The sequence below is a fragment of the Streptomyces sp. NPDC032126 genome (assembly GCF_055580085.1).
The window spans coordinates 452,508-473,991 of record NZ_JBVIMA010000003.1 but is presented as its reverse complement, the minus strand read 5'-3'; the positions used below and the strand labels follow the sequence as shown (position 1 = coordinate 473,991).

The window sequence follows — 21,484 nt, the reverse complement described above, 5'->3', positions numbered from 1 at the left end:
AGGGGCCCCTTTGGGCAGCCCGGCCCCCAGGCATCAGGCCCAGACCTACCTCGACGAATCCGCCACGTACGCCGGCCTCTCTCAGGACGGCCCCACCGAGATGCGCGTGTGGGGCAACTTCTCGATGCTCGCCTACGCGGGCCTCGGGGACAGGCGCGCGGGCCTGCGGTCCCTCGAAGCCGCCCAGGACACCTTCACGAAGGTGGCGGAACGAGGTGTTGCGGTCGGTACAGGCGGGCGAGGTCAGCGGTACTGGAGGCGGGCCTGCCGCGGGACGTCGCCGAACTCGCCGGCGTGGAAGTCCATGAACGCCTTGGTGATCTCGGTCTTGGTGTTCATGACGAACGGGCCGCCCATGGCGATGGGCTGCCGGATCGGCGGGCCGCTGAAGGTCAAGATGCGTACCGGCCGGTCGCCGTCGGCGGCCTGGAGGCTGATCGTGGACGGTCCGGTGCGGCCGATCGGATCCGACCAGGCGGTCTGACCGGTGCGGACCGTGCGACCGGCGACGGTGACCGGACCGGCGAGCACCGCGAAGAACGCACGGTCGGCCGCGGGCAGCTGGTGCTCCAGGGTCCGGCCGGGTTCCAGGGTGAGCATCGCGCCGCTGATCGGCCAGTGGGTCAGCGCGGGCCCGTCGGCCCCGCCGACCTGCCCGGCGATGAGGTCGATCTTTGCGCCGTCACGTTCGATGACCGGCCGCTTCGTGACGAGCAGGTCCTGGTAGCGGGTGTCGATCAGCTTCTTCTCGGCGGGAAGGTTGACCCACAGCTGCAGAATGTGGGCCCGTTCGTTGCGGAAGGCCAGCTCGCGGTGGATGATGCCGCGCCCGGCGGTCATCCACTGCACGTCACCGGTGGTCAGAGCGCCGGCGTTGCCGAGGCTGTCGCCGTGCTCGAGGACGCCGTCGAGAACCATGGTCACGGTCTCCAGGCCGCGGTGCGGGTGCCACTCGAACCCCGGCGAGGAGAACAGGTCGTCCACCAGCAGCAGGAACGGGTCGGTCAGCTCCGGCGCGGTGGGCGGGAAGAATACGGCCTTCTGGTCGACCTGGGCGTCCGGGCCCAGGTCGATCCTGTCGTCCACCCGGGCGACCGTGCGATGGCCAGGAAGTCGCTGAGCCTGCATGGGGTGCCTCCACGATCACGAAAATCGAGTTGATGTGTCACCTCGGCCTCAGCGGCCCGCTTGCCAGGAGCAGGTGGTCGCCGACACTGGGGGACGCTTCCGAGGCTGGGTTCGGGACCCTCCATCGGATCTGATCGGGTCAGTGGCACCGGCACCCCTCGGATTGCACGGGTCCGCAGCCGATTTACCGCCCCGCCCCGGCGGTCGCCGGGCAGCTCGCGGTGGCCCACGCGGGTCTGGGTCGGCCTGCCTGCGTCGCCAACGCGCGTGCCGCGCGCAGAAGGTGGGCCACCGCCGGAGGTTCGCAGGTGGCCGTCAGGCGCCGGCGAGGGCGTCCTTGTGCGCGGCGACCCACTGTTCGAAGGTCTGCAGATCGGGGTTGAGGCTGCGCACGAGGTCGAGGTCGCGTGCCGCGACGAACTGCGGCACCTCGGCGTAGTACTGGAACATGTTGCCGTTCTCGGTGGCGCCGGGCCACGGCTGGGCGCGCAGCGCGTCGAAGGGCACGGGCACGTAAGTGACCTCCTCGCCGAGGGCCTTGCCGAGGACGGCCGCCATCTGCGCGCCGGTCAGGTGCTCGCCGGCGATGCTCACGGTCCGGCCGACGAGCTCCTGGCCGCGCTTGAGGATTCCGTAGGCGGTGCGGCCGATGTCCTCGGCGGCGATGCCGGCCAACTGGCTCTCGCCCATCGCCAGGGGCAGGATCAGCCGCCCGTCCTGGTCCCGCTGGACCCTCATGAAGTTGAGGAAGTTGTCCCAGTAGAACGTGGTCTGCAGGAAGGTGGTCGGCACTCCGGCGTCGGTGAAGAACTGGTTGGCCTCCGCCTTCGCGTCGAAGTGCGGCACCTTGTAGCTGTCGAGCAGTGTCGGCATGCGCTCGTCGCTGAGCGGGATGTGCTCGCGGGTGTCCTCCAGCGTGGACCAGATCACGTGGCTGAGGCCCGCGCTCTTCGCCGCGCCGGCCATGGTGGCCGCGTCCGACTTCTCCTTCTGCGGGGACGCGTGCTCCCAGAAGTTGGTCACCAGGTATGCGCCGTATGCGCCTTCGAATGCCTTGGTGAGGCTTGTTTCGTCGCTGATGTCGGCCTCGACCACCTCGACGCCCTGTGCGGCGAGCTCTCGGGCCTTGTCCGAGGCGGCGTTACGGGTCAGGGCGCGGGCGACGAACCCGCCGTCCGGGTCGGCGAGGATCGCGCGCACGAGGCCGCCGCCCTGGGCGCCGGTCGCGCCGACCACCACGATGATCTTCTGCTCGGTCACGGGTTTCTCCTGGAGTTCCGAGAACAATTTGGTTGACGTGTTATCCAACGTATCGACGAAAGGTTAACGCGTCAACCAAGTTGGCGTGGGCGCGGTGGCGACCCGGTGCGGCTCGGAGTGGTTGATGCGTTAACCAAGTGTCCTGTACGGTTTGGTTAACACATCAACCACCCTCCCAGGGAGTCGCCATGTTCATCGCCGCCGCCGTCCTCAGCGCCCTGCTCGCCCTCGCCGCCCTCGGGGCGGGTATCCCCAAGATCACCCTGAAGGGCAGCGTGCCCGAGCTGTTGCAGGAGCACCTGGGAGTCAGCGCCTCGCTGACCCGGCTGATCGGCGTGGCCGAGGCCGCCGCCGCCGTGGGCCTGGTCGCGGGAATCTTCTGGCACCCGCTGGGCATCGCCGCAGCGGCGGGCCTGGTGATCGTCTTCGCCGGAGCCGTGGTCTACCACGGCCGCGCGGGGGACTACGCCGACCCCAAGGCCCGCGGCGGAGCGATCGGCCCGATCATCCTCGGCCTGGTCGCACTCGCCGCGATAGCCACCAGCGCGCTCGCGATCTGACCCGGACCTCGAACAAAGGACAAGGGACACAGGGCAAAGGACCGCCATCATGGAAATCGGCATCTTCGGGGTAGGCGACGTCCACCCCGATCCGAACACCGGCCAGGCACCCACGGAGTTCGAGCGCATCCACGCGATCACCCGGATCGCCAAGCACGCCGAGGACGCCGGATTCGACGTCTACGCCATCGGCGAGCACCACAATCCGCCGTTCATCTCCAGCGCGGGCTCCACGCTGCTCGCGTACATCGCGGCGCGCACCGAGCGCATCACCCTGTCCACCTCGACCACGCTGATCACCACGAACGACCCGGTGAAGATCGCCGAGGACTTCGCCACGCTCCAGCATCTGGCGAACGGCCGGGTCGACCTCATGCTCGGACGCGGCAACACCGCCGAGGTCTACCCCTGGTTCGGCCAGGACATCCGCCAGGGCATCCCGCTGGCGGTGGAGAACTACGCCCTGCTGCGCCGGCTGTGGCGTGAGGAGAACGTGGACTGGAGCGGTCGCTTCCGTACTCCACTCAAGGGCTTCACCGCCATGCCCCGCCCGCTCAACGGCACCCCGCCGTTCGTGTGGCACGGCTCCATCCGCAGCCCGGAGATCGCCGAACAGGCCGCCGTCTACGGCGACGGCTTCTTCGTCAACAACCTGTTCATGACGATGGAGTACTTCCAGCAGTACGTGAACCTCTACCGGGAACGCTACGCCCACCACGGCCACGGACGCCCGGAGGACGCCATCGTCGGAGCCGGAGGGGGCGTCTTCGTCCGTCCCAACTCCCAGGACGCCTTGACCGAATACGCCCCCTACTACTACGGCCACCCCATCAACCAGGGCGCCGACCTGGAACACGCTGTGGCCAACACGGGCCTGACCGTGGGAAGCCCCCAGCAGGTCATCGACAAGGTGCTCCGCTTCCCCAAGTACTTCGGCCGCACCTCACGCATCCTGTTCGGCCTCGACTTCGGCGGCATTCCCGAGAAGACCGTCCACGAGCAACTCGACCTTCTCGGCGAGCAGGTCCTGCCCGTACTGCGCCGCGAACTCGGCGACGCCTGAGCCTTCCCCACCCACCAGAGAGTCACCCCATGTCCGCCGTTCTCGCTCTCAGCGGCAGCCCGTCCCCCGTCTCACGGACCGCGAGCGCCGCGCAGGCCACCCTTGCCCTGCTCGAAGCCCGCAGACAGCCGGCGCGCTGGAACGGATCGCGCAGGCCGACGGCCTGATCGTCGCCACGCCGATCTTCAAGGCCTCCTGTTCCGGACTGCTCAAGTCCCTCCTGGACCTGCTCCCCCAGGAGGCGCTGGCAGGAAAGGCCGTCCTCCCGCTGGCCACCGGCGGCACGCCGGCGCACCTGCTCGCCGTCGACTACGCGCTACGCCCCGTGCTGTCGGTGCTCGGTGCACGGCACATCGTCGAAGGGACGTTCCTCCTCGACTCGGCCTTCACCGAACGCGCAGCCGGCTCCGCCCACCAGCACGTCCCCACGGCCGAGGCACACACCCGCTTGGCCGACGCCGCCGACCGGCTGGCCGACGCGCTCGGTTCCACACCCTCCGCCTCGTCGGCGCCTCCGAAACGGCTCGTCGTCGAGCTCCCGCTGGAGCCACATCGAGCGGGACGGCAGGCACACGGCTCGAGGGGTTCACGTGTCAACCATTCCGTATCATGGACTCATGGGTGACGGCGACTGGTTGAACGAGCGCGAGCAAAGGGCGTGGCGGGGGTTCATCGAGCTGGCACAGTTCCGTGACCGGTTCGGACGGGAACTTCAGGCCGAGACCGGGCTGTCGGGCGCGGACTACGCGGTTCTGGTAAGCCTCTCGGAGGCCGCGGACGGCCGAATGCGCGCGATCGAACTGAGGAAGGCGATCGACTGGGAGAAGAGCCGGCTCACCCAGCATCTGAACCGCATGGAGCGCCGGGGCCTGGTCACCCGGGAACCCTGCCACACCGACAATCGCGGCATCCACGTCTCGCTGACACAGGCGGGCCGCGAGGCCATCGAGGCGGCCGCGCCCCACCACGTGGGCCATGCTCGCCGCTGGTTCGTCGACGCGCTCACCCCCGACCAGCTCGACACCTTCGCGGATCTCGCCGAAGTCATCCTGGCGCACATCGCGGCGCAGGATCCCACGGAGCAAGCAGACTCGGACTGACCGCCCGGGCCGGGCCCCGACGGCGGGACCGCTGCGCCAGCCTGAAGATTCCTGTACTGGCGCGATCCGGGAGCTGTCCAAGTCGGCGGCTGACCACGGCAGCCGGAAAGGCCGGCAAGTCGGACTGGCACATTGGGTCGTCGTGACCGATGCCCGGGGTGGTGACCGGAGCCTAGGTTCGGGCTGTCCTCGTCGGCCGCCCGCGGCCCGACGGTCACCCAGCGAAGTGATCAACAATGTCCGCCCCCGCATGCCGGCCCGGGCTACAGGCGCGCGGTCGGCGTCGCCGTCCTGTTCGGCGCGGGTCACTTCCAGAACTATCTGTTCTTCGGTGCCCCGCTCGACGACACACTGTGGCAGATGCTGTCCGCCGGCTTCTTCGGCTTCACCTGTGCCGCTCTGCGCTTCGCGATCGGCTCGGTGTGGCCGATGGTCGTCGTGCACGGGCTCGACGACTTCTTCCAGGTCCGCTCGCCCGGCTCGGCGCCGGACTGGTGGCAGGCGGGCGTGTACGTCTTCCATGCCGCCTACGGCCTTTGGCTGCTGCGCCGATACGGCCCTGACGTCACGCCCGTACCCCACGAAGCCGTCCGTACGGACCCCGACGAGCGCTCCGAGGGAGCCGGGGCGCTCGATTGACGCCTGCCGCAGGCCGGCGGCTGGCCTGTGGTTGCAGGAAGCGGGCCAGCAGGTCACATCGTCCCCGGTGTGCGACCGGCCGTCCCTCGCGACAACCGCGGCACGGACGCCGAGGTACTCCTGGTATTCGACGTATTCGACAAGAGCGGCACTTTTGGAGACTCGTGAGCCGCTGCCGGATTCTTCAGGCCGATCGTGTTCTCCCCGATGACACCCGCGCATCGTGGCGTGTTCATGCCCTGCTTCTAGCGTCGCTGTCGCCTGGCCCGTCCGGGCGCGCTCGCGACCGGCACACCAGGGGGGTCGGGTCGCGACGCCCACAGTCCAAGGAGCATCCCGCATGCGCAGACCTGTCAGGATCCTGACGGTCCTGGCCACGACCGGCGCGTTGGCCGCCGGTGTCACCGTGGCCGCCCATTCCGCGCCCCAGCAGAGCGACCGCCACCAGGAGATCCGTAACGTGATCTACCTGCTCGGCGACGGCATGGGCCGCACCCACGTCACCGCCGCCCGAGAGCGCTACTACGGCGCGAGCGGCAAGCTGAACATGGAGCGGCTGCCGAACTACGGCGCCGTCGCCACGTACGCCGTCGAGAAGGGCGGCAACCAGCCCGCCCTGGTGACCGACTCCGCCAGCTCGGCCACCGCCTGGTCGTCCGGCGTGAAGACGTACAACGCCGCCATCGGTGTCGACGCCTACGAGAAGAAGGTCGCGACGCTGATGGAGCAGGCCCACAGCGCGGGCTTCGCCACCGGCAACGTCTCCACCGCCGAGGTCACCGACGCGACCCCGGCCGCGCAGTACAGCCACGCGCTGCTGCGCGGCTGCCAGGGCCCGGTCTACTCCGACGCCTCCTGCCTGCCCAAGAAGGCCGACGGGACGTACGAGGACAAGCCCGCCGACCAGACGCTGATCACGCCGATCGCCGAGCAGATCGCCCGCAACGGCACCGCCGACGTGATCTTCGGCGGCGGCCTGGCCCGCTTCGAGCCGGACGACCAGAAGGCGCTGCAGGCGCAGGGCTACCAGGTGCTCGGCAGCTTCGGCGACCCGGCGCTGCCCGCCCAGACCGCCGCCAGCCAGAAGGTCGCCACCAAGGCCGACCTGGACAAGGCCACGGGCAAGAAGGTCATCGGCCTGTTCAACCGCGGCAACCTGACCGTCGAGCAGGCCAAGGCCCAGCTCCCCGCGGACGCCCCGCAGAAGCAGGAGCCGACCCTGGCGGAGCTGACCAAGAAGTCGCTCTCCCTGCTCAACGGCCGCTCCAAGAAGGGCTTCCTGCTCCAGGTCGAGGGCGCCCAGATCGACAAGCGCTCGCACGCCAACGACGCCGCGCAGACCCTCGCCGAGGTCAAGGCGTTCGACGACGCCGTCAAGGCCGCGGTCGACTTCGCCAAGAAGGACGGCCACACCCTGGTCGTCGTGACGGCGGACCACGAGTGCGCCGGCTTCAACATCATCGAGAAGGGCTCCTTCACCAACGCCGAGGCGGCCGCCCCGCCGGCCAACACCGACGCGGGCAACCCGGCGAACAACTCCACGCCGTCGCGCTCGTCCTCGGCCAACGTCAAGGACCCGGCCCGCTCCTCGGGCATCGTCAACGGCGCGGGCTCCGGCGACGCGAAGAACTTCGGCCCCGCCACGTTCCGTACGCCCGACGACCCGGCGGACGTCAAGGACGGCAGCCCCGAGGCCAGCCTCTGGCTGACCTACCTCTCCGGCAACCACACCGGAGCGGACGTGCCGATCTACGCGTACGGCCCCAACGGCAAGCGGTTCGCCGCCAGCCAGAACAACATCGAGCTGTACGGCAAGATGTACCGCTCCCTGTTCGGCACGGCGCCGCGCAGCTGATCCACCCGCGGGGCCGGGCGCGACGTCCGCACCCGGCCCCGCGCCGGTTCCCGATGTACCGACCGCCCCCGACGCCCGCCCGGGAGTACGCCCGATGAGTCCGCTCACCCGCACCAAGGCCGCCGCGCTCGGCCTCCTCGTCCCCGCCCTGGTGGCGCTCTCCGGCTGCAGTGGCGACAAGGCGACCGACAGTCCGAGCACCCCGGGCGCCTCCGCCGCCGGGGTCGCCCTGCCCGCCCCGCGCACCGCGCCGGCCCCGGCGCCCACGCTCTCACCGGCCCCGGGCAAGGACGAAGTCCGCGTCGAGGATGGCCCCTTCACCGATCGGGTACGCCTCACCGCCCTCACGCTCACGAACAAGCCCACGGTGACCGGCCACCTGGCCATCACCGCCGATGTCAGCGACGTCCTCGCCCTCGAACTGCGCGCCGCCTACTACGACTCCCACGGCCGCCTGCTGGGGACCGGCACCTTCCAGTACCAGGAGGAAGGCGAGGACGCGAACGGCAGCGACCACCACGACGGCCCACACGCGGCAGGCGACGGCATCGACGTCACCATCCCCGCGGAGCACCTCACGGGCACTCCGGCCGCCGCGGTCGTCTCCATCCCCGTGCTGGTCAACGAATAGGGCAGTGGAGCGTCGGGCGCGTTCGCCGTTGTGGCGTCAAGGGAGGTCAGAGGGCCGTGGGCGGACGTCACGGCGGGAAAGCCACGCCTACGGAGAGCAATATCTGTACCCGTGAAATGAGAAATAGGTGCGGGGTACGGCGAGTATTCCTCGACCGCCTGGCGGAGCGGAATTATCCACCACGCAAGGCCGATCGCACCGTGCTACTGTCGAACTCAGTTGCAGGTGTGGTTGCCAGAAGGTTTTTCCGACGGCTGATCATCACGGCGACACGGAATGCGCACAGGGCGCATTCCCGTACACCGTCTCCGAAGGAGAAACAGCATGGCTACTGGCACCGTGAAGTGGTTCAACGCGGAAAAGGGCTTCGGCTTCATCGAGCAGGACGGCGGCGGCGCCGACGTCTTCGCCCACTACTCGAACATCGCCACCCAGGGCTTCCGCGAGCTGCTCGAGGGCCAGAAGGTGTCGTTCGACATCGCGCAGGGCCAGAAGGGCCCGACGGCCGAGAACATCGTTCCCGCCTGACGCGCCGGCACCGACGCATACTTCGCAGCTGGGGCCCGCACCTTCGAGGTGCGGGCCCCAGCTCGCTTCATTCCAGGTGATTAGCCCCTGTCATTTTCCGGCCCGTTTTCGCGATTATCTGCGCCGCTGATTCCGCTGCGGTAATTCCTTGGTACGTGCCCGACGCGGATTCGCCTGCGGGACGTCCTCGACGGACATGCGGCCGGGCGCGGCCGGCGTCTCACCGGTCGAAATGGACGAGATCTCCGACGGTCCATGCGCTGACGTCCTTGATCGCGACGCGATACATGCCGCCCGTCTCCGGGATGCCCAGGCTGCCCTGCAGGATCCGAGCGAGATGAAAGTGCAGATGCGTGGGCGCCTCGCCGCGACCGGACCGGTTCCCTCGCTGACCGCGCGCGAAGACGTCCGAGAACGCACCGACACGGTCCGAGTCCTTCAGGATCTCCGCCACCCGCTCCCTCCACACGGCCTCCGGAGCCAGCCGGCCGGTGATGACGGCGCCGCCGACGACCACGGTCAGCGACATCTGGTTGCTTCGCTCCGACTCCACCGCCGCGCAGATGGCGACGAGCAGCTCATCAGGGTTCGACATGACAGCGCAGCTTATTCGGCTCACCTGTACCTGGGACCACCCGTGGGGCTGAAGCACGTGCGTGCTCGGCAGGAGGCGGCTTCCGTCAACCGGTGAGGCCCGGTCCCGGCAGGCTTCCTGCTCCACCAGAAGGGTGAAATCTACTTCTGCTGGAGTAGATTTTCGTGCGCGACATGGGTACGCTTCTTCACGTAGACACGGTCTGAGGAGACCCGCCAGACACGAACTGGCGGGTGGCTGAATACGAAGTACGCAGGTCAGTGCGGCTCTCGAGCCTCGAAGCCAGAGATTTCCCAAGATGGTGACGGGACTGAGAGCCGCACTGGGCGGCTCGCACGTCGAGGAGCTGCCAACAGCAGTAGTGGTTGGTTCGGATCAGAGAGGAACGGAGGAGCAGACGCCATCAGGATCGCCCGGCCCGAGAAGCACTCGGCCCGGGTACCGCAAGACCCCGGAATGGATGGTGGTCCCCGGTCAAGCAGCTGCGATCCCCCCGCACCCCCCTCTGCCGGGCCGGGTAGCGGAAACAGAAGGTCGGCACAGCAGTAGGGCCGACAGATGGTGTTCAATTTCCTTCGGGGCCCTGGTGCCGTACGGCGCCAGGGCCCCTCGACGCGTTGCACAGCGAGGTGACATGACATCGGACAACCCCCTGAATGATCGTCTGGACGACGACGATTACCCCGCGTACACCATGGGCCGGGCAGCCGAGATGCTCGGCACCACCCCGGCCTTCCTCCGGGCCATCGGCGAGGCTCGGCTGATCACTCCGCTCCGCTCGGAGGGAGGACATCGCCGGTACTCCCGCTACCAACTGCGGATCGCCGCCCGCGCCCGCGAGCTCGTCGACAAGGGGACTCCGATCGAGGCCGCGTGCCGCATCGTCATCCTCGAGGACCAGCTCGAGGAAGCGCAGCGCATCAACGCCGAGTACCGTCGTGCCGCCAGCGAGTCAGCGAGCCGTGCCGGCTCCGGCTCCGCCTGAACACGCGTGCGCGTGCCGTATCCGAAACGCCGCCCTGCGGCCGTTCCCCAGCTGGCCTTTGCAGGACCCCGTCACCCACCCGGTTCAGCGGGACAACCACGTCAGCACCGTTGTCACCAGGAACACGGCGATCGCCGCCAGCCAGATCGCGAGGTGTGGCCACACCCGCCCCGAGGGGCCGGGCGTTCGCTCGTCTTCTCCTCGTGACAGCAGTGCGTCCGCGAATGCCTGTGCGGTTTGTGGGCGGTCCTCGGGTTCTACGGACAGTGCCGTACGAAGAAGTGCCGCGATGCCGTCCGGGACCTCGAGTTCTTTGGGGATCGTCGGCAACGACGACGACGTCGAGGTCTCCTGCGGTACGAGGAAGGCGCGGCCGCCCGGGCCGAACGGCTTGTGTCCGGTCAGCAGCTCGTACGCGACGACACCGAGGGCGTACACGTCGGCTCGGCCGTCGAAACCGCCGGTCTGGAAGGCCTGTTCGGGTGCCATGTACGCGGGCGTGCCGGTGGTCACGGTCAGCCCCGACGCGTCGGCCAGTTGCTTCGCGCTGCCGAGGTCCGCGACCAGGACGGACATGGGCGTGCGGTCGGTGTCGAGGAGGAGGTTCGACGGCTTGATGTCGCGGTGGATGACGCCCGCTTCATGGAGCACCTGAACGGCGTACGCGGCCTCGGCCGCCAGCTGGAGCGCCTCCGCGGGGCGGCAGTGCCCGATCTTCTCGGCCAGCGTGCCACCCCGGACGTAGTCCATGACGAAGTACGGTCGGTCGTCGTGGACGCCGACGTCGTGCACCCGCACGACACGCGGGCTGGAGATCCTGCGCAGCAGCCTCGCCTCCGCCAGGAAGCGTTGTCGCACATCGGCGTTCGAAGCCCAGTTGTCGGCCAGCACCTTGACCGCGACATCGGTGTCGAGCTCGGGGTCGTATGCCCTCCAGACCGTGGCGAACGAACCGGCTCCCAGCCTGTCCTCGAGGAGATAACGACCTAGCTTCTGCATGCTGCAACATTTCCTGGGGTGATGCGGTGGGGGCGGTTGATGCGGCGGGTGCTGTTCGGAACTACTGTGCGACCTTGGGTCCAGGTCGGACGATATCGGGGGGACAGCAAGGTGTTCGAAGAGGATGACCTGACGCAGCTCGTGGCGTCTGCGCAGGCGGGTGACCGGGCGTCCCTGGAGCGTCTCCTCGTCAGGCTTCGGCCCACGGTCATGCGCCGCTGCTCGCGGTTTCTTCCGCACCACGCCGACGCCGAAGAGGCCGCGCAGGACGCCCTGTTGTCCATCAGCACGCATCTGCACGAGTACAGCGGGCGGGGTTCGTTCCTCGGTTGGGTGACCGTGATCGCTTCGAACGCCGCCAGGTCCACGTATCGCTCGATGCGCCGGCGCGCGGAGGACAGTCATGCGGTCCTTCCCGACGGGGTCGACCCGCGGACGACGAGCGTCATCGCGGGGACCCGCCTGGACCTGATGGAGTCGCTGGCCGCGCTGGAGGAGCGGCACCCTGCCCTGGTGGAGTCCTTCGTGCTCCGCGATCTCGGTGATCTGACCTATCTCCAGGTCGCCGAGATCACCGACGCTCCCCTCGGCACGGTCAAGGACCGTATCCATCAGGCTCGTCGCTTCATGCGGGATCGTCTCGGCGGTGGCGTGTGAGACGCCGCCGGACGATCGTCGTCATCCTGTCGGTGGCCGCCGTACTCGGTGTGCTGACCGGCCGGTTCGTCCTGCCGACGCCCTCCGCTCGGGCCACCCCGCCCGGCCGGCCGGGCGCCGCGGTCTCCCCGTCGAGTAGCGCCTCTCCCCTGCCGAAGCCCGCGAGCGGCCCCATGACGTACCGGCACTTGGTGACGGCGGCCGACTTCACGACGGTCGGCCTCTCCCGGCGCATCTACGTCCGGGACCGGGTCGGAGACGGCAACTACGCCAACGCGGCCTGCACCGGCGAGAAGACCCTCGCCGAGACCTTGGGATCGAACGACGCGCACTTCCGCGGATTGGTGACGAGCCAGGACACGGGCAGCGACGACCCGACCATCGCGACGCACGTCGACGATCAGGTCGCGCGCGAGGTCGCCGCGGACGCCGGAAGCCGGGCACTGGCCCAGAACTTCGCCCAGCGCCTGCTGCTGGAGGAGGTGCCGTGCCAGGACGAGCCGGCCACCCACTGGGTCTACGGGCCGACGCACACGATCGACATCACCGCGGACATCAGCGCGAGTTGGATGGGTTCCTACGCCGGTGACCTGAACACCACAGGGACCGCACCACGAGGCAAGGAGCCCTGTGGAGGCATCGCCGTGCTCCGCAACGGCTCTCACTACGGGGTCCTGGAGGTGCATGCCTGCCTGGACACGGCCGCGATGACGCGGATCGTCCGGGCGGCCGTGACACGGCTCTGAGGCCGCTCCCGCCTCGCCGACACAGCGTGATGTGGATCACACCAAACTCGGCAGGCCGTCATCCAACATCTCCCGCACCTGCGGCATCTCCCCAGGTGTACGACGACGCCAACCGCGTCGCGACAGACAGGAGATGAGATGTTCGACAACCAGGCAGCCGGCAGCAAGTCCTCGCGTCGCCGTCGTATCGCGGGAGCAGCCGCCTCGGTCGGGGCCGCCCTGATCGCGGTCGGGATCGCCGCGCTTCCCGCCGCCGGCGCGAACGCGAACCCGGCGGGCCGGACGGCCACCGCGCACACCACCGCCGCTGCCGCGCCCGCCCTCGGATCCGCCGCCCTGCTGCAGAGCGAGGACTTCTTCCAGCAGGGTCTGACCCCGGTCGGCGCGACCGTGGACCTGACCGGGAAGCAGGCTCTGTCGGCGTGCTCCGGCGAGGAGACGATGCGCTCGCTGACCAAGGGGAAGGCCGCCGCCTACGCCGCCGTGACCTGGTCCTTCGACACCGGCCGCACCTCGCTGACCGAATCCGCCGCGGACGGTTCCACCGACACGTCGGCGGCCTCGTACGAGAAGAAGCTCAACACAGTGGTGCGCGGCTGCCAGGACGAGCCGCAGGGCCACTGGTACTACGGCAAGGGGCACGCGATCACCCTCAAGGCCGGTAGCGGTACGTGGTACCCGGCCTTCAACGGCGACGGCAAGGTCTCCGGCGGCGTCGCGGTGATCCGCAGTGGCCACAGGTTCGGCATCGTCGAGCTCTCCGGCCAGCCCAGCGACGACCCCGGCTACATGGCGGGCATCACCGCCGGTGCCGTCAACCGACTGGCCGGCTGACCCCGCTCACGCGGTCACGGCGAAAAAATCCGGGGATCTTCGCGGCAACCTTCTCGGCTTCTGGGACCACTCAGTGTTGTCCGGCCAAGTGGTTCGGTCAGAGCGACAGCTGAAAGAGAGCACAGGCATGTCCCTGGAACGAGAGCACAGACATGTCCCCGGCCCACCCACGGCATCGGTGGCGTCCGGCGGCGGCAGCCACCGTGCCGACGGCGGCGCGCGCGGTGGTCGCCCGAAGCATCGGGGCCGTCGGTTGCTCGCGCGTCGGGGTCTGTGGGCGGGTATCGCCACGGTGGTCGTCGCCGGCTCGGCTGTCGTGGTCACCCAGGCTTCGGCGGACCAGAAGACCGTGGATCTGAAGAAGTGGTACGTGCTGGTCAACCGCAACAGCGGCAAGGTGCTGGACGACAACGCCTACGCCAAGAACGACGGCGCGGCGGTGGTGCAGTGGGCGCGCCACGGCGGGGCCAACCAGCAGTGGCGGTTCATCGACGCGGGTGACGGCTACTACCGGCTGCAGAACCGGAACTCCGGCAAGGTGCTGGACGACCTGGGCTGGTCGAAGACCGCCGGCTCCGCCCTCGTGCAATGGAAAGACCTGAACGGCACCAACCAGCAGTTCAAGCTGGCCAAGTCGTCGGACGGCTACGTGCGGCTGGTCAACCGCTTCAGCGGCCTGGCCGTCGATGTCCGCAACGCCGCCAAGACCAACGGAAGCGGTGTCGTCCAGACCCGCGACCGGGGCGCCGTCGATCAGCAGTGGCAGCTCGTCCCGGTCGGGAGCGTCGGCAGCTCCGGTACGCCCACCACGCCGGGCGGCGGCGCAACCGCGAGCCAGACGCCGAGCGGCACCCGGCCGTCGACGTCCCCGTCGTCGCCGTCGCCTTCGACGCCCGCGGCCGGTGGCGGCAGCTCGACGAAGCGCTTCCTCGGCAGCGACAAGGTGCTCATCGGCGGCTCGATGGACGACGCCTCGGCGAAGGCCGCGCCGTTCGACGGGCGCTACGCCTATGTGCACAGCCAGCCCGCGCCCTCGTCGGACTACTACACGGCGGCGAAATGCCACGACGACTGGACGGGCTGGTGGGGCTGCTGGAACGGCAGCACCACGGCGCCCGGCACGTACGTGACCTGGCGGGACGACGTGGTGTCCCAGGCGACGTACAAGGGCAGCGCGCGTCCGCAGAAGATGCTGTGGACCTGGTACTCGCTGCGCGACCTCGGCGACGCGGCGGGCGAGGGCGACGGTCCGGGTGAGGTCAAGGCCATCAACCGCACCGACCTGCTCACCCGCTACCTGAACGACTACCGCTTCTTCCTCCAGAAGATCGGCAAGACGCAGGCCGCGATCGACCTCGAGCCCGACTTCTGGGGCTACGTCCGGTCGCTCGGCGATCCGCACCAGGTTCCCGCACAGGTCAAGAGCGCGAACCCGACGGACTGCGGATCTCAGGAGAACAGCGCCACGGGGCTCGCCCAGTGCCTGATCTCGATGGCGCACAAGTACGCGCCGAACGCCGAGGCGGGGATGCACCTCTCCTGCTTCGACTGGGAGACCAACACGCAGGCGTGCGTCAAGTCCTACGAGAGCTTCGGGGCGAAGAACGCCGACTTCCTGGCCACCGATGTGTCGGACCGCGACGCGGGCTGGTACGCGCAGCCGGCCCACGGCGGCAGCAACCACTTCTGGACCGACCAGAAGGCCGCCACCACGCTGCAGTTCTACAAGACGATGGCCGAGTCCGTGGGCAAGCCGGTGGTCCTGTGGCAGATCCCCGTGGGCAACATGGCGCAGAACAACACCCTCAACCACTACAAGGACGACAAGGTCGACTGGTTCTTCGGACACATGGACCAGGTCGCCAGCGCCCACATCGCCGGCCTGTTCTTCGGTCCGGGGCAGCAGGAACAGACCTCGGTGGAGACCGACGGCGGAAACCTGATCAACAAGGTGATCGCCTATCACAACTCGGGCGGTACCCCGCTCAAGTAGTGAAGACAGCGAAGTAGCGAAGACAGCGAAAGGCGCCCCCATCGAAGAGATGGGGGCGCCTTTTGGTTGGGCTGAGGTCAGCGCTTCAGGGTGAGCACGCCCGGACGGTACGGCAGGCTGTCGTAGGAGGTGTTCGGCGGGGTGTTGGGGGACTTGCCCTGGTAGAGGAACTGCAGGTTGCAGGGGTCGATGGTCATGGTCTGGTCGGGGTTGGTGCGGACCAGGTCACCGTGGCTGATGTCGTTGGTCCAGGTGGCGCCGCTGTTGGCCTTGCCCGCGAAGGGGTTGGACTCGGTGGCGGCCTGCGGCGTCCACGGGCCGTTCAGGCTGGAGGCGGTGAAGGAGCGGAAGTAGCGCTGCTCGCTGGCACCCCGGGCCTCGACGATCATCAGGTACTGGTTCTGGCCCTTGACCTTGTAGACCTGCGGCGCCTCGAAGAGGTTCTTCACCGTGTCGCTCATGACCGTCGTGTACGAGGAGCCGAAGCTGCCCGGGAAGTTCCCGATCGGCATGGACGCCTTGTAGATCTTGCCGTTGTCACCGGCGAAGAACAGGTACATGTTCTGGCCGTCGGCGATCAGCGTCTGGTCGATCGGGCCGGTGGAGGAGTCGGTGCGGGGGATGCTGCCGGTGAACAGCGGCTGCGGCGCCGACCAGCCGTTGGGGTTGGTGGGGTCGCTGGAGGTGCGGTAGCTGAAGGGCGCGGCACCCCACTGGTACGCCAGCACCCAGATGTTCTTGGGCGCGAAGTAGAACAGCGTCGGCGCCACCGCCTTCTCGCTCATGCCGGTCTGGCGGGCCGACGCCATGTCCGACCAGTTCGTGAAGGGGCTGAACGCCATGGAGCCGTAGCCCGATCCCGAGTAGTCCGTCCCGTAGACCAGGTGCTTGCCGTTGTACGTCACGGTGGTGAAGTCCTTCAGCGAGGCCCACCCGTTAGCCGGCTGCGCCAGCGCGTCCGTCGAGGTCCACTTGTACGTCGACGGGAGGGCGCACGTGTCGCTCTTCGGCGGCGTGGTCGTGTCACTCTTGGGCGCCGCGGTCGGCTTGAGGTTCCAGTGCTGGTTGGCGCCGCCGACCGAGTCCCAGATCTGGACGGGAGTGCCGTTGGCGGTCCGACCGCCGGGGAGCTCCAGCGCCCGGCCGCTGGCGACGTTGGTCAGCGTGTAGGAGCCGTCGCTGTTCCGGCCGGCCTTCCAGTGCTGGTGGGCGCCGCCGTTGGCGTCCCAGACCGTCATCCTCGTCCCGTTGGCCGTCTGACCGGCCGGCTCGTCCAGGACCCGGCCGCTGGCGACGTTGGTCAGCGTGTAGGAGCCGTCGCTGTTCCGGCCGGCCCGCCACTGCTGGTTGGCGGCGCCGCTGGCGTCCCACACCTGGAGCGGGGTGCCGTTGCCGTTGTATCCCGCGGGCTCGTCCAGGACGCGTCCACCGGCCGCGTTGGAGAGCGTGTAGACGGTGCCGGAGGTGATGCCCCCGGCCTGCGTGCCGCTGCCACCGCTACTGCTGCTGCCACCGCCCAGGGCCGTGAGCACGGCGTTGTAGGCGGGCTTCTTGTTGCCGCCCGCGTCGAACAACAGGGCGTTCTCACCGGTGCGCCAGGAGTCGCTGTCGCGGATGCCCCACACGGTGATGCCCGTGCAGCGGGCGACGTTCATGCACGCCTGGACGGCGTTGGTGTACGCCGAGGCGGACGCCTGGGCGATGTCGAGTTCGGTGATCTGGACGTCCACGCCGAGCGCGGCGAAGTTGGAGAGGGTGGTCTGGAAGCTGGCCGGCGGGCCGCCCGCGCTGAAGTGGCTCTGGAAGCCGACGCAGTCGATGGGCACACCGCGGGACTTGAAGTCCTTGACCATCTTGTAGACGCCCTGGGTCTTGGCGTCGGACCAGTTCTCGATGTTGTAGTCGTTGTAGCAGAGCTTGGCGGAGGGATCGACGTCCCGGGCGGTGCGGAAGGCCTCCTCGATGAAGCCGTTGCCCAGCACGTCCTGGAAGACCGAGCTGCGGTGCTGACCGCTGCCGCCGTCGGCGAACGCCTCGTTGACCACGTCCCAGGCGTAGATCTTGCCCTTGTAGTGGGTCATCTCCTGGGTGATGTGGTTCTTCATCACAGCGCGCAGCGTGTTGGCGTCGGTGATGGACTTGACCCAGCCGGGCAGTTGGGAGTGCCAGACGAGGGTGTGGCCGCGCATGCGCTGGCCGTGTGCGGAGGCGTGGCTGACGATCTGGTCGGCCGGCCCGAAGTTGAAGTTGCCGCGGGAGGGCTCGATGGCGTCCCACTTCATCTCGTTCTCCGGGGTGATCATCTTGAATTCCCGGTCGAGAAGGGCGGAGTAGGTGGAGTCACCGAGCCTGCCCGCGGCCACTGCCGTGCCGAAGTAGCGGCCGCTGCCTGCCGCCGCGTCGGCGGCCGTGGCCGGTGTGCCGGCCTCCGGACTGCGTGCGGCCAGCGCGACCAGGGGTACGGCGGCACCCGCGGCGGCGACCACCACGGCGGCGGCGAGCACGCGGCGGGTTGCCGGGCGGCGGCGATGAGAGCGGTTCTGATCTGACAACGGGATGTCCTTCTGGCGCAACGGGCCTTGATCAGGCCCCGGTTGCCTGCCAGTTGCCGCCCCGCACTGAAAGGTTGCCGCGATCGGGGGAAGAATTTCCCCATGGGGGCCGGCTGTGCGGCAAGGGGACTCATCCCGCCTTGCCGCACAGCGGTGTTCACCGGGCCGGGACGAACCCTCCCCGGACCGACGCCGTGCCGCCCGAACCCTGGGCGTCGACGCGGTAGCCGTCGCCCGTGGCCTTGCGCACGCCGGGGCCGTTGTTGAACTGCGCGGCGAACTCATGGTTCCCGGCCGGCACGGTCAGACCCGGCTTGAGCACCCAGCGGTAGACCAGCGCGCCGCCGGCCTCCTGGACGGTGACGGTGAAGTCATCGCCCGGCAGGGTCTGCCAGGTGCCGGTGCTCTTCGCCCCGCCGGTCTGCGCGATCCGGATCTCGACGGTGAGCGAGGTGAGCGGCTGCGCCGTCGTGAGGACGAGGTTGCTCTGCGTCCAGTAGACGGTGCTCTTCGGATCCAGCGAGCCGGACGACCGCAGCGGTCCGTCCTGGCTCTCGTCGGCGGTCGGCGAGGAGCTGGGGGCCGACGGAGTCGGGTTCGGCCGCGGGCTGCCCGGGGTGGTGGCCGGGGGCGGCGCGACCGGGGTGGGGCGGGCCGAGGTCGGGGGCGGGGAGCTGACGGCCGGTGCCAGGGTGGCGGGCGTGGTCACGGTGGGCGGCGGGGACGGGTTCGCGACGATGGCGGCGACGGCGAGGCCGCCGGTCGTCAGGATGCCGCCGGCGGCGAGCCCGGCGAGGGTGATCCTGGTCCAGGACTTCGCGAACGGTCGCGCGCGGTGCCGGACGGCGGGGCCGGCCATGCCGCGTTCCACCCGGGCCAGCATCCGCGCGCGGTCGGGCCGGTGGGCCTCGGCGGCCTCGCGCAGCCGACGGTCGATCTCCTCGTTCACCGGTTCCTCCTCCCTGGCACCAGGTCCCCGGCCGCTCGTGCGCCCAGCATCTTTTTCAGTTCGGCCATTCCCTTGGAGGTCTGGCTCTTGACCGTTCCGACCGATATGCCCAGCGCCGCCGCCGTGTCCTTCTCGGACAGGTCGAGGGCGTGTCGCAGCACCACGCAGGCGCGCTTGCGGAACGGCAGCCGGTCGAGCGCCGCGCGGACGTCCAGCACGGCCGCCGCGTCCGGCCCCTCCACCTTCTCGGGGCTGCGGGACCAGAACAGCGTGATACGGCGTCGCTCGCGCACCGCGCTGCGGATCCGTCCCCGCGCCAGGTTGGCCACCACACCGCGGGCGTAGGCGAGCGGGTGGTCGGCCTGCCGCAATCGGTCCCAGCGCTGCCACAGGGCGAGGAGGGCATCCGCCGCGAGGTCGTCCGCCGCGTCGGTCTCCCCCGTCAGGAGGTGTGCCAGACGGGCGAGTTCGGCATAGTGGCGTTCGAAGAATTCGTGGAACTCCGCGGACGCGTCTTCGAGGACCATCCCCGGGTCGCCCTCTCCTGGCAATGATGTGCGTGTTGGTTGCACGTTCAACAAAGGGGAGTGCAGCCTAACAGCGCCCGGCCCGGGATTCGAACGGCGGTCGTACTCGGTCGCGGGGCGGTGAAGGCTGACCGGCAGGCTGGTCAAGGGCGGGCGCACCGGACGCCGGTCGGCTGCGCGTCAGCGCCGTCGACGGTCAGCCGCTCCCCGTGGATGCCGGCGATCCCGGCACCGGTTCCGCTCCCGGGGAGACGGTACGCCGGCGCCCCGACGCCCCCTGACGCCAAGGGAATGCCCGTGACCGGTCCGCGCCTGCGCCACGGTTGCGGCGCGGCGGCGTGCTTCGTTGCCCTCATGCCCGTCCATCCGGTAGTTCGACTCTGCCTTCCGGATCCCGGTTGCCGCGGAGGACGAGAAGGTTGCCGTCCCCGCCGCTGTTTTCTCGGCGACCTTCCGCGCGGTGGTGAGGGTGCCGGTCGTACGACGGCGCGTCGTCCGGTCAGTCGGCTGTGCGGCGCTCCCTGAAGCGGGCGGCGGCCGCGCGCAGATCCACGAGGGGGGCGGGATAGCCCAGGCCCGCACGGGCCGCGGCGTCGAGCTGGGGGACGCGGTGGACGGCCGTGGCGTCGAGGTGGCGGAGCTCGGGGACCCAGCGGCGTACGTACTCGCCGCGGGGGTCGTACCGGCGTGCCTGGACGAGTGGGTTGAGGATCCGGTTCGGGCGGGTGTCCGTCCCGGTTCCGGCGACCCACTGCCAGTTGAGCTGGTTGTTCGCCACATCGCCGTCGACAAGGAGGTCGAGGAAGTGGCGGGCCCCCGCCCGCCAGTCCACGTACAGCGTCTTGGTGAGGAAGCTGGCCGCGAGCAGGCGGGCCCGGCCCGGCATCCAGCCCTCGTGGCGAAGCTGTCGCAGGGCGGCGTCGACGACGGGGTAGCCCGTGCGGCCGTCCTGCCAGGCCTCGAACTCCTTCGGGGCGCGGCGCCAGCGGTCGTGCCGGGGCCGGTAGTCGTGGTCGGCGGCGTCGGGGCGGGCCGCCAGGACCTGGTGGTGGAAGTCCCGCCAGGCGAGCTGGCGGACGAAGGCACGCGCACCGGGATCGTCCTGGGCGCGGGCCCGGTGCAGCAGTTCGGTGGGTGAGAGGCAGCCGAAGTGCAGGTAGGGGGAGAGCCGGGAGGTCGCGTCGGCGGCCAGGTCGTCGTGCCGGTCGTCGTAGGCGGACAGCGGGCCCGCCAGCCATGACCGCAGCCTGCGCCGGGCCTCGGATTCCCCGCCGGCGGGCAGGCCCGGCGAAGGGGAGCCCGACGCGAGGGACTCCGCGCGAGGAAGGCGGGCCGAGCCCACGTCCGGCAGCCGTACGACGTCCGGTGCGGGCAGGACCTCGCGCGTGGGGTAACTCTCCCAGCGGCGGAAGTACGGGGTGAAGACGGCGAAGTGGTCCCTGTCCCTGCCCGCGGGTGTCAGCGCTCCCGGCGGTACGACCGTCAACGAGGCCTCGTGGATCCGTAGTTCGCGTCGGTCGCCGGCCAGCTCCGTGCGCAGCCGGTCCTCGCGCCGTACCGCGTAGCGGCTCACCCCGCCCGCGATGTGCACCACGGTGGCCCCCGACTCGGCCGCCACCCGGCAGGTCTCCTCGACCACGTCGCCGACGCGCACCACCAGCCGGCCGCCCCGGGCCCGCAGGGCCGCGTCGAGGTCGGCCAGGCTGCCGGCGAGGAACGCCGCGCGGTTGGGTCCGGCGAAGCCGGCGCGGCGGATGCCGGTGTCCACGACGAAGAGCGGGACCACCCGGTCGGCGTCCCGCAGAGCGGCCTGGAGGACCGGATTGTCGTGCAGCCGCAGATCGGCGGTGAACAGGGCGACCGAGACACGCACAGTTGCTTGG

Annotated in this window: 20 protein-coding genes and 1 pseudogene; 13 read left to right on the top strand and 8 right to left on the bottom strand. The window is 69.6% G+C overall.

Annotated features, from left to right (window positions below; all coding sequences use genetic code 11):
* Nucleotides 1–243: 243 nt before the first annotated feature.
* Together ACZ5NW_RS15120 and ACZ5NW_RS15115 are read right to left on the bottom strand one after the other, a co-directional pair.
* Nucleotides 244–1,086 (bottom strand): pirin family protein, encoded by an 843-nt coding sequence (locus tag ACZ5NW_RS15120; protein ID WP_468744256.1) that lies wholly within the window; start codon nt 1,084–1,086, stop codon nt 244–246.
* Between the two features lie 357 nt (nt 1,087–1,443).
* A complete protein-coding gene (locus ACZ5NW_RS15115) occupies nt 1,444–2,388 on the bottom strand; it encodes an NmrA/HSCARG family protein (RefSeq protein WP_468744255.1) in 945 nt (314 codons plus the stop codon).
* A gap of 188 nt (nt 2,389–2,576) precedes the next feature.
* Between ACZ5NW_RS15115 and ACZ5NW_RS15110 the strand changes: the two genes are divergently transcribed.
* The 8 genes and pseudogenes from ACZ5NW_RS15110 (at nt 2,577) to ACZ5NW_RS15075 (ending at nt 8,764) form a co-directional block, all read left to right on the top strand.
* Nucleotides 2,577–2,948, top strand: a complete 372-nt coding sequence (locus ACZ5NW_RS15110; RefSeq protein ID WP_468744254.1) for a DoxX family protein — start codon at nt 2,577–2,579, stop codon at nt 2,946–2,948.
* A 49-nt stretch (nt 2,949–2,997) separates the two neighbouring features.
* The gene (locus ACZ5NW_RS15105) at nt 2,998–4,011 is read left to right on the top strand and encodes a CE1758 family FMN-dependent luciferase-like monooxygenase (protein WP_468744253.1); all 1,014 of its coding nucleotides are present in this window, start codon (nt 2,998–3,000) and stop codon (nt 4,009–4,011) included.
* A 29-nt stretch (nt 4,012–4,040) separates the two neighbouring features.
* Nucleotides 4,041–4,525: pseudogene (locus ACZ5NW_RS15100) on the top strand (NAD(P)H-dependent oxidoreductase); the annotation flags it as partial.
* 103 nt (nt 4,526–4,628) lie between these two features.
* Complete coding sequence (locus tag ACZ5NW_RS15095) at nt 4,629–5,111, top strand: MarR family winged helix-turn-helix transcriptional regulator (protein WP_468744252.1); 483 nt, start codon at nt 4,629–4,631, stop codon at nt 5,109–5,111.
* Nucleotides 5,112–5,294: 183 nt separating this feature from the next.
* Entirely contained in the window at nt 5,295–5,750 is a 456-nt protein-coding gene (locus ACZ5NW_RS15090; RefSeq protein ID WP_468744496.1) for a CPBP family glutamic-type intramembrane protease, read from the top strand.
* Nucleotides 5,751–6,090: 340 nt separating this feature from the next.
* Nucleotides 6,091–7,605, top strand: coding sequence for an alkaline phosphatase (locus ACZ5NW_RS15085; protein ID WP_468744251.1), 1,515 nt, complete (start codon nt 6,091–6,093; stop codon nt 7,603–7,605).
* A gap of 94 nt (nt 7,606–7,699) precedes the next feature.
* Nucleotides 7,700–8,236 (top strand): hypothetical protein, encoded by a 537-nt coding sequence (locus tag ACZ5NW_RS15080; RefSeq protein WP_468744250.1) that lies wholly within the window; start codon nt 7,700–7,702, stop codon nt 8,234–8,236.
* Nucleotides 8,237–8,560: 324 nt separating this feature from the next.
* Nucleotides 8,561–8,764, top strand: coding sequence for a cold-shock protein (locus tag ACZ5NW_RS15075; RefSeq protein ID WP_028799214.1), 204 nt, complete (start codon nt 8,561–8,563; stop codon nt 8,762–8,764).
* Nucleotides 8,765–8,984: 220 nt separating this feature from the next.
* Here the strand turns inward: ACZ5NW_RS15075 and ACZ5NW_RS15070 are convergent, their stop codons facing one another.
* Nucleotides 8,985–9,359, bottom strand: a complete 375-nt coding sequence (locus ACZ5NW_RS15070) for a hypothetical protein (RefSeq protein ID WP_468744249.1) — start codon at nt 9,357–9,359, stop codon at nt 8,985–8,987.
* Nucleotides 9,360–9,993: 634 nt separating this feature from the next.
* On the opposite strand from ACZ5NW_RS15070, the gene ACZ5NW_RS15065 reads away from it, so the two are divergent.
* Nucleotides 9,994–10,344 carry a MerR family transcriptional regulator gene (locus ACZ5NW_RS15065; protein ID WP_468744248.1) on the top strand — a complete coding sequence of 117 codons (351 nt, stop codon included), beginning with the start codon at nt 9,994–9,996 and terminating at the stop codon, nt 10,342–10,344.
* Between the two features lie 84 nt (nt 10,345–10,428).
* Here ACZ5NW_RS15065 and ACZ5NW_RS15060 read toward each other — a convergent pair whose 3' ends face one another.
* Complete coding sequence (locus ACZ5NW_RS15060; RefSeq protein ID WP_468744247.1) at nt 10,429–11,343, bottom strand: serine/threonine-protein kinase; 915 nt, start codon at nt 11,341–11,343, stop codon at nt 10,429–10,431.
* Nucleotides 11,344–11,454: 111 nt separating this feature from the next.
* On the opposite strand from ACZ5NW_RS15060, the gene ACZ5NW_RS15055 reads away from it, so the two are divergent.
* The 4 genes from ACZ5NW_RS15055 (at nt 11,455) to ACZ5NW_RS15040 (ending at nt 15,573) form a co-directional block, all read left to right on the top strand.
* Nucleotides 11,455–12,000 carry an RNA polymerase sigma factor gene (locus ACZ5NW_RS15055; RefSeq protein WP_468744246.1) on the top strand — a complete coding sequence of 182 codons (546 nt, stop codon included), beginning with the start codon at nt 11,455–11,457 and terminating at the stop codon, nt 11,998–12,000.
* Nucleotides 11,997–12,746, top strand: a complete 750-nt coding sequence (locus ACZ5NW_RS15050) for a hypothetical protein (RefSeq protein WP_468744245.1) — start codon at nt 11,997–11,999, stop codon at nt 12,744–12,746. The genes ACZ5NW_RS15055 and ACZ5NW_RS15050 overlap by 4 nt, the downstream gene beginning before the upstream one ends.
* Before the next feature lie 138 nt (nt 12,747–12,884).
* Complete coding sequence (locus ACZ5NW_RS15045) at nt 12,885–13,580, top strand: hypothetical protein (RefSeq protein ID WP_468744244.1); 696 nt, start codon at nt 12,885–12,887, stop codon at nt 13,578–13,580.
* Nucleotides 13,581–13,707: 127 nt separating this feature from the next.
* A complete protein-coding gene (locus ACZ5NW_RS15040; protein WP_468744243.1) occupies nt 13,708–15,573 on the top strand; it encodes an RICIN domain-containing protein in 1,866 nt (621 codons plus the stop codon).
* A gap of 77 nt (nt 15,574–15,650) precedes the next feature.
* Here the strand turns inward: ACZ5NW_RS15040 and ACZ5NW_RS15035 are convergent, their stop codons facing one another.
* From ACZ5NW_RS15035 to ACZ5NW_RS15020, 4 genes are all read right to left on the bottom strand, one after another.
* Nucleotides 15,651–18,125 carry a non-reducing end alpha-L-arabinofuranosidase family hydrolase gene (locus tag ACZ5NW_RS15035; RefSeq protein ID WP_468744242.1) on the bottom strand — a complete coding sequence of 825 codons (2,475 nt, stop codon included), beginning with the start codon at nt 18,123–18,125 and terminating at the stop codon, nt 15,651–15,653.
* Between the two features lie 157 nt (nt 18,126–18,282).
* The gene (locus ACZ5NW_RS15030; RefSeq protein ID WP_468744241.1) at nt 18,283–19,074 is read right to left on the bottom strand and encodes a hypothetical protein; all 792 of its coding nucleotides are present in this window, start codon (nt 19,072–19,074) and stop codon (nt 18,283–18,285) included.
* Nucleotides 19,071–19,601 (bottom strand): SigE family RNA polymerase sigma factor, encoded by a 531-nt coding sequence (locus ACZ5NW_RS15025; protein ID WP_468744240.1) that lies wholly within the window; start codon nt 19,599–19,601, stop codon nt 19,071–19,073. Before ACZ5NW_RS15025 ends, ACZ5NW_RS15030 begins: the two co-directional genes overlap by 4 nt.
* A gap of 499 nt (nt 19,602–20,100) precedes the next feature.
* Nucleotides 20,101–21,474 (bottom strand): cryptochrome/photolyase family protein, encoded by a 1,374-nt coding sequence (locus ACZ5NW_RS15020; RefSeq protein WP_468744239.1) that lies wholly within the window; start codon nt 21,472–21,474, stop codon nt 20,101–20,103.
* Nucleotides 21,475–21,484 lie beyond the last annotated feature (10 nt).

Bases quoted from the DNA above. Each gene is read 5' to 3' on its own strand.
- ACZ5NW_RS15070 (WP_468744249.1), bottom strand. From the start codon at position 9,359: ATGTCGAACCCTGATGAGCTGCTCGTCGCCATCTGCGCGGCGGTGGAG.
- ACZ5NW_RS15075 (WP_028799214.1), top strand. From the start codon at position 8,561: ATGGCTACTGGCACCGTGAAGTGGTTCAACGCGGAAAAGGGCTTCGGC.
- ACZ5NW_RS15065 (WP_468744248.1), top strand. From the start codon at position 9,994: ATGACATCGGACAACCCCCTGAATGATCGTCTGGACGACGACGATTAC.
- ACZ5NW_RS15040 (WP_468744243.1), top strand. From the start codon at position 13,708: ATGTCCCTGGAACGAGAGCACAGACATGTCCCCGGCCCACCCACGGCA.
- ACZ5NW_RS15105 (WP_468744253.1), top strand. From the start codon at position 2,998: ATGGAAATCGGCATCTTCGGGGTAGGCGACGTCCACCCCGATCCGAAC.
- ACZ5NW_RS15110 (WP_468744254.1), top strand. From the start codon at position 2,577: ATGTTCATCGCCGCCGCCGTCCTCAGCGCCCTGCTCGCCCTCGCCGCC.
- ACZ5NW_RS15025 (WP_468744240.1), bottom strand. From the start codon at position 19,601: ATGGTCCTCGAAGACGCGTCCGCGGAGTTCCACGAATTCTTCGAACGC.
- ACZ5NW_RS15045 (WP_468744244.1), top strand. From the start codon at position 12,885: ATGTTCGACAACCAGGCAGCCGGCAGCAAGTCCTCGCGTCGCCGTCGT.
- ACZ5NW_RS15080 (WP_468744250.1), top strand. From the start codon at position 7,700: ATGAGTCCGCTCACCCGCACCAAGGCCGCCGCGCTCGGCCTCCTCGTC.
- ACZ5NW_RS15060 (WP_468744247.1), bottom strand. From the start codon at position 11,343: ATGCAGAAGCTAGGTCGTTATCTCCTCGAGGACAGGCTGGGAGCCGGT.
- ACZ5NW_RS15095 (WP_468744252.1), top strand. From the start codon at position 4,629: ATGGGTGACGGCGACTGGTTGAACGAGCGCGAGCAAAGGGCGTGGCGG.
- ACZ5NW_RS15085 (WP_468744251.1), top strand. From the start codon at position 6,091: ATGCGCAGACCTGTCAGGATCCTGACGGTCCTGGCCACGACCGGCGCG.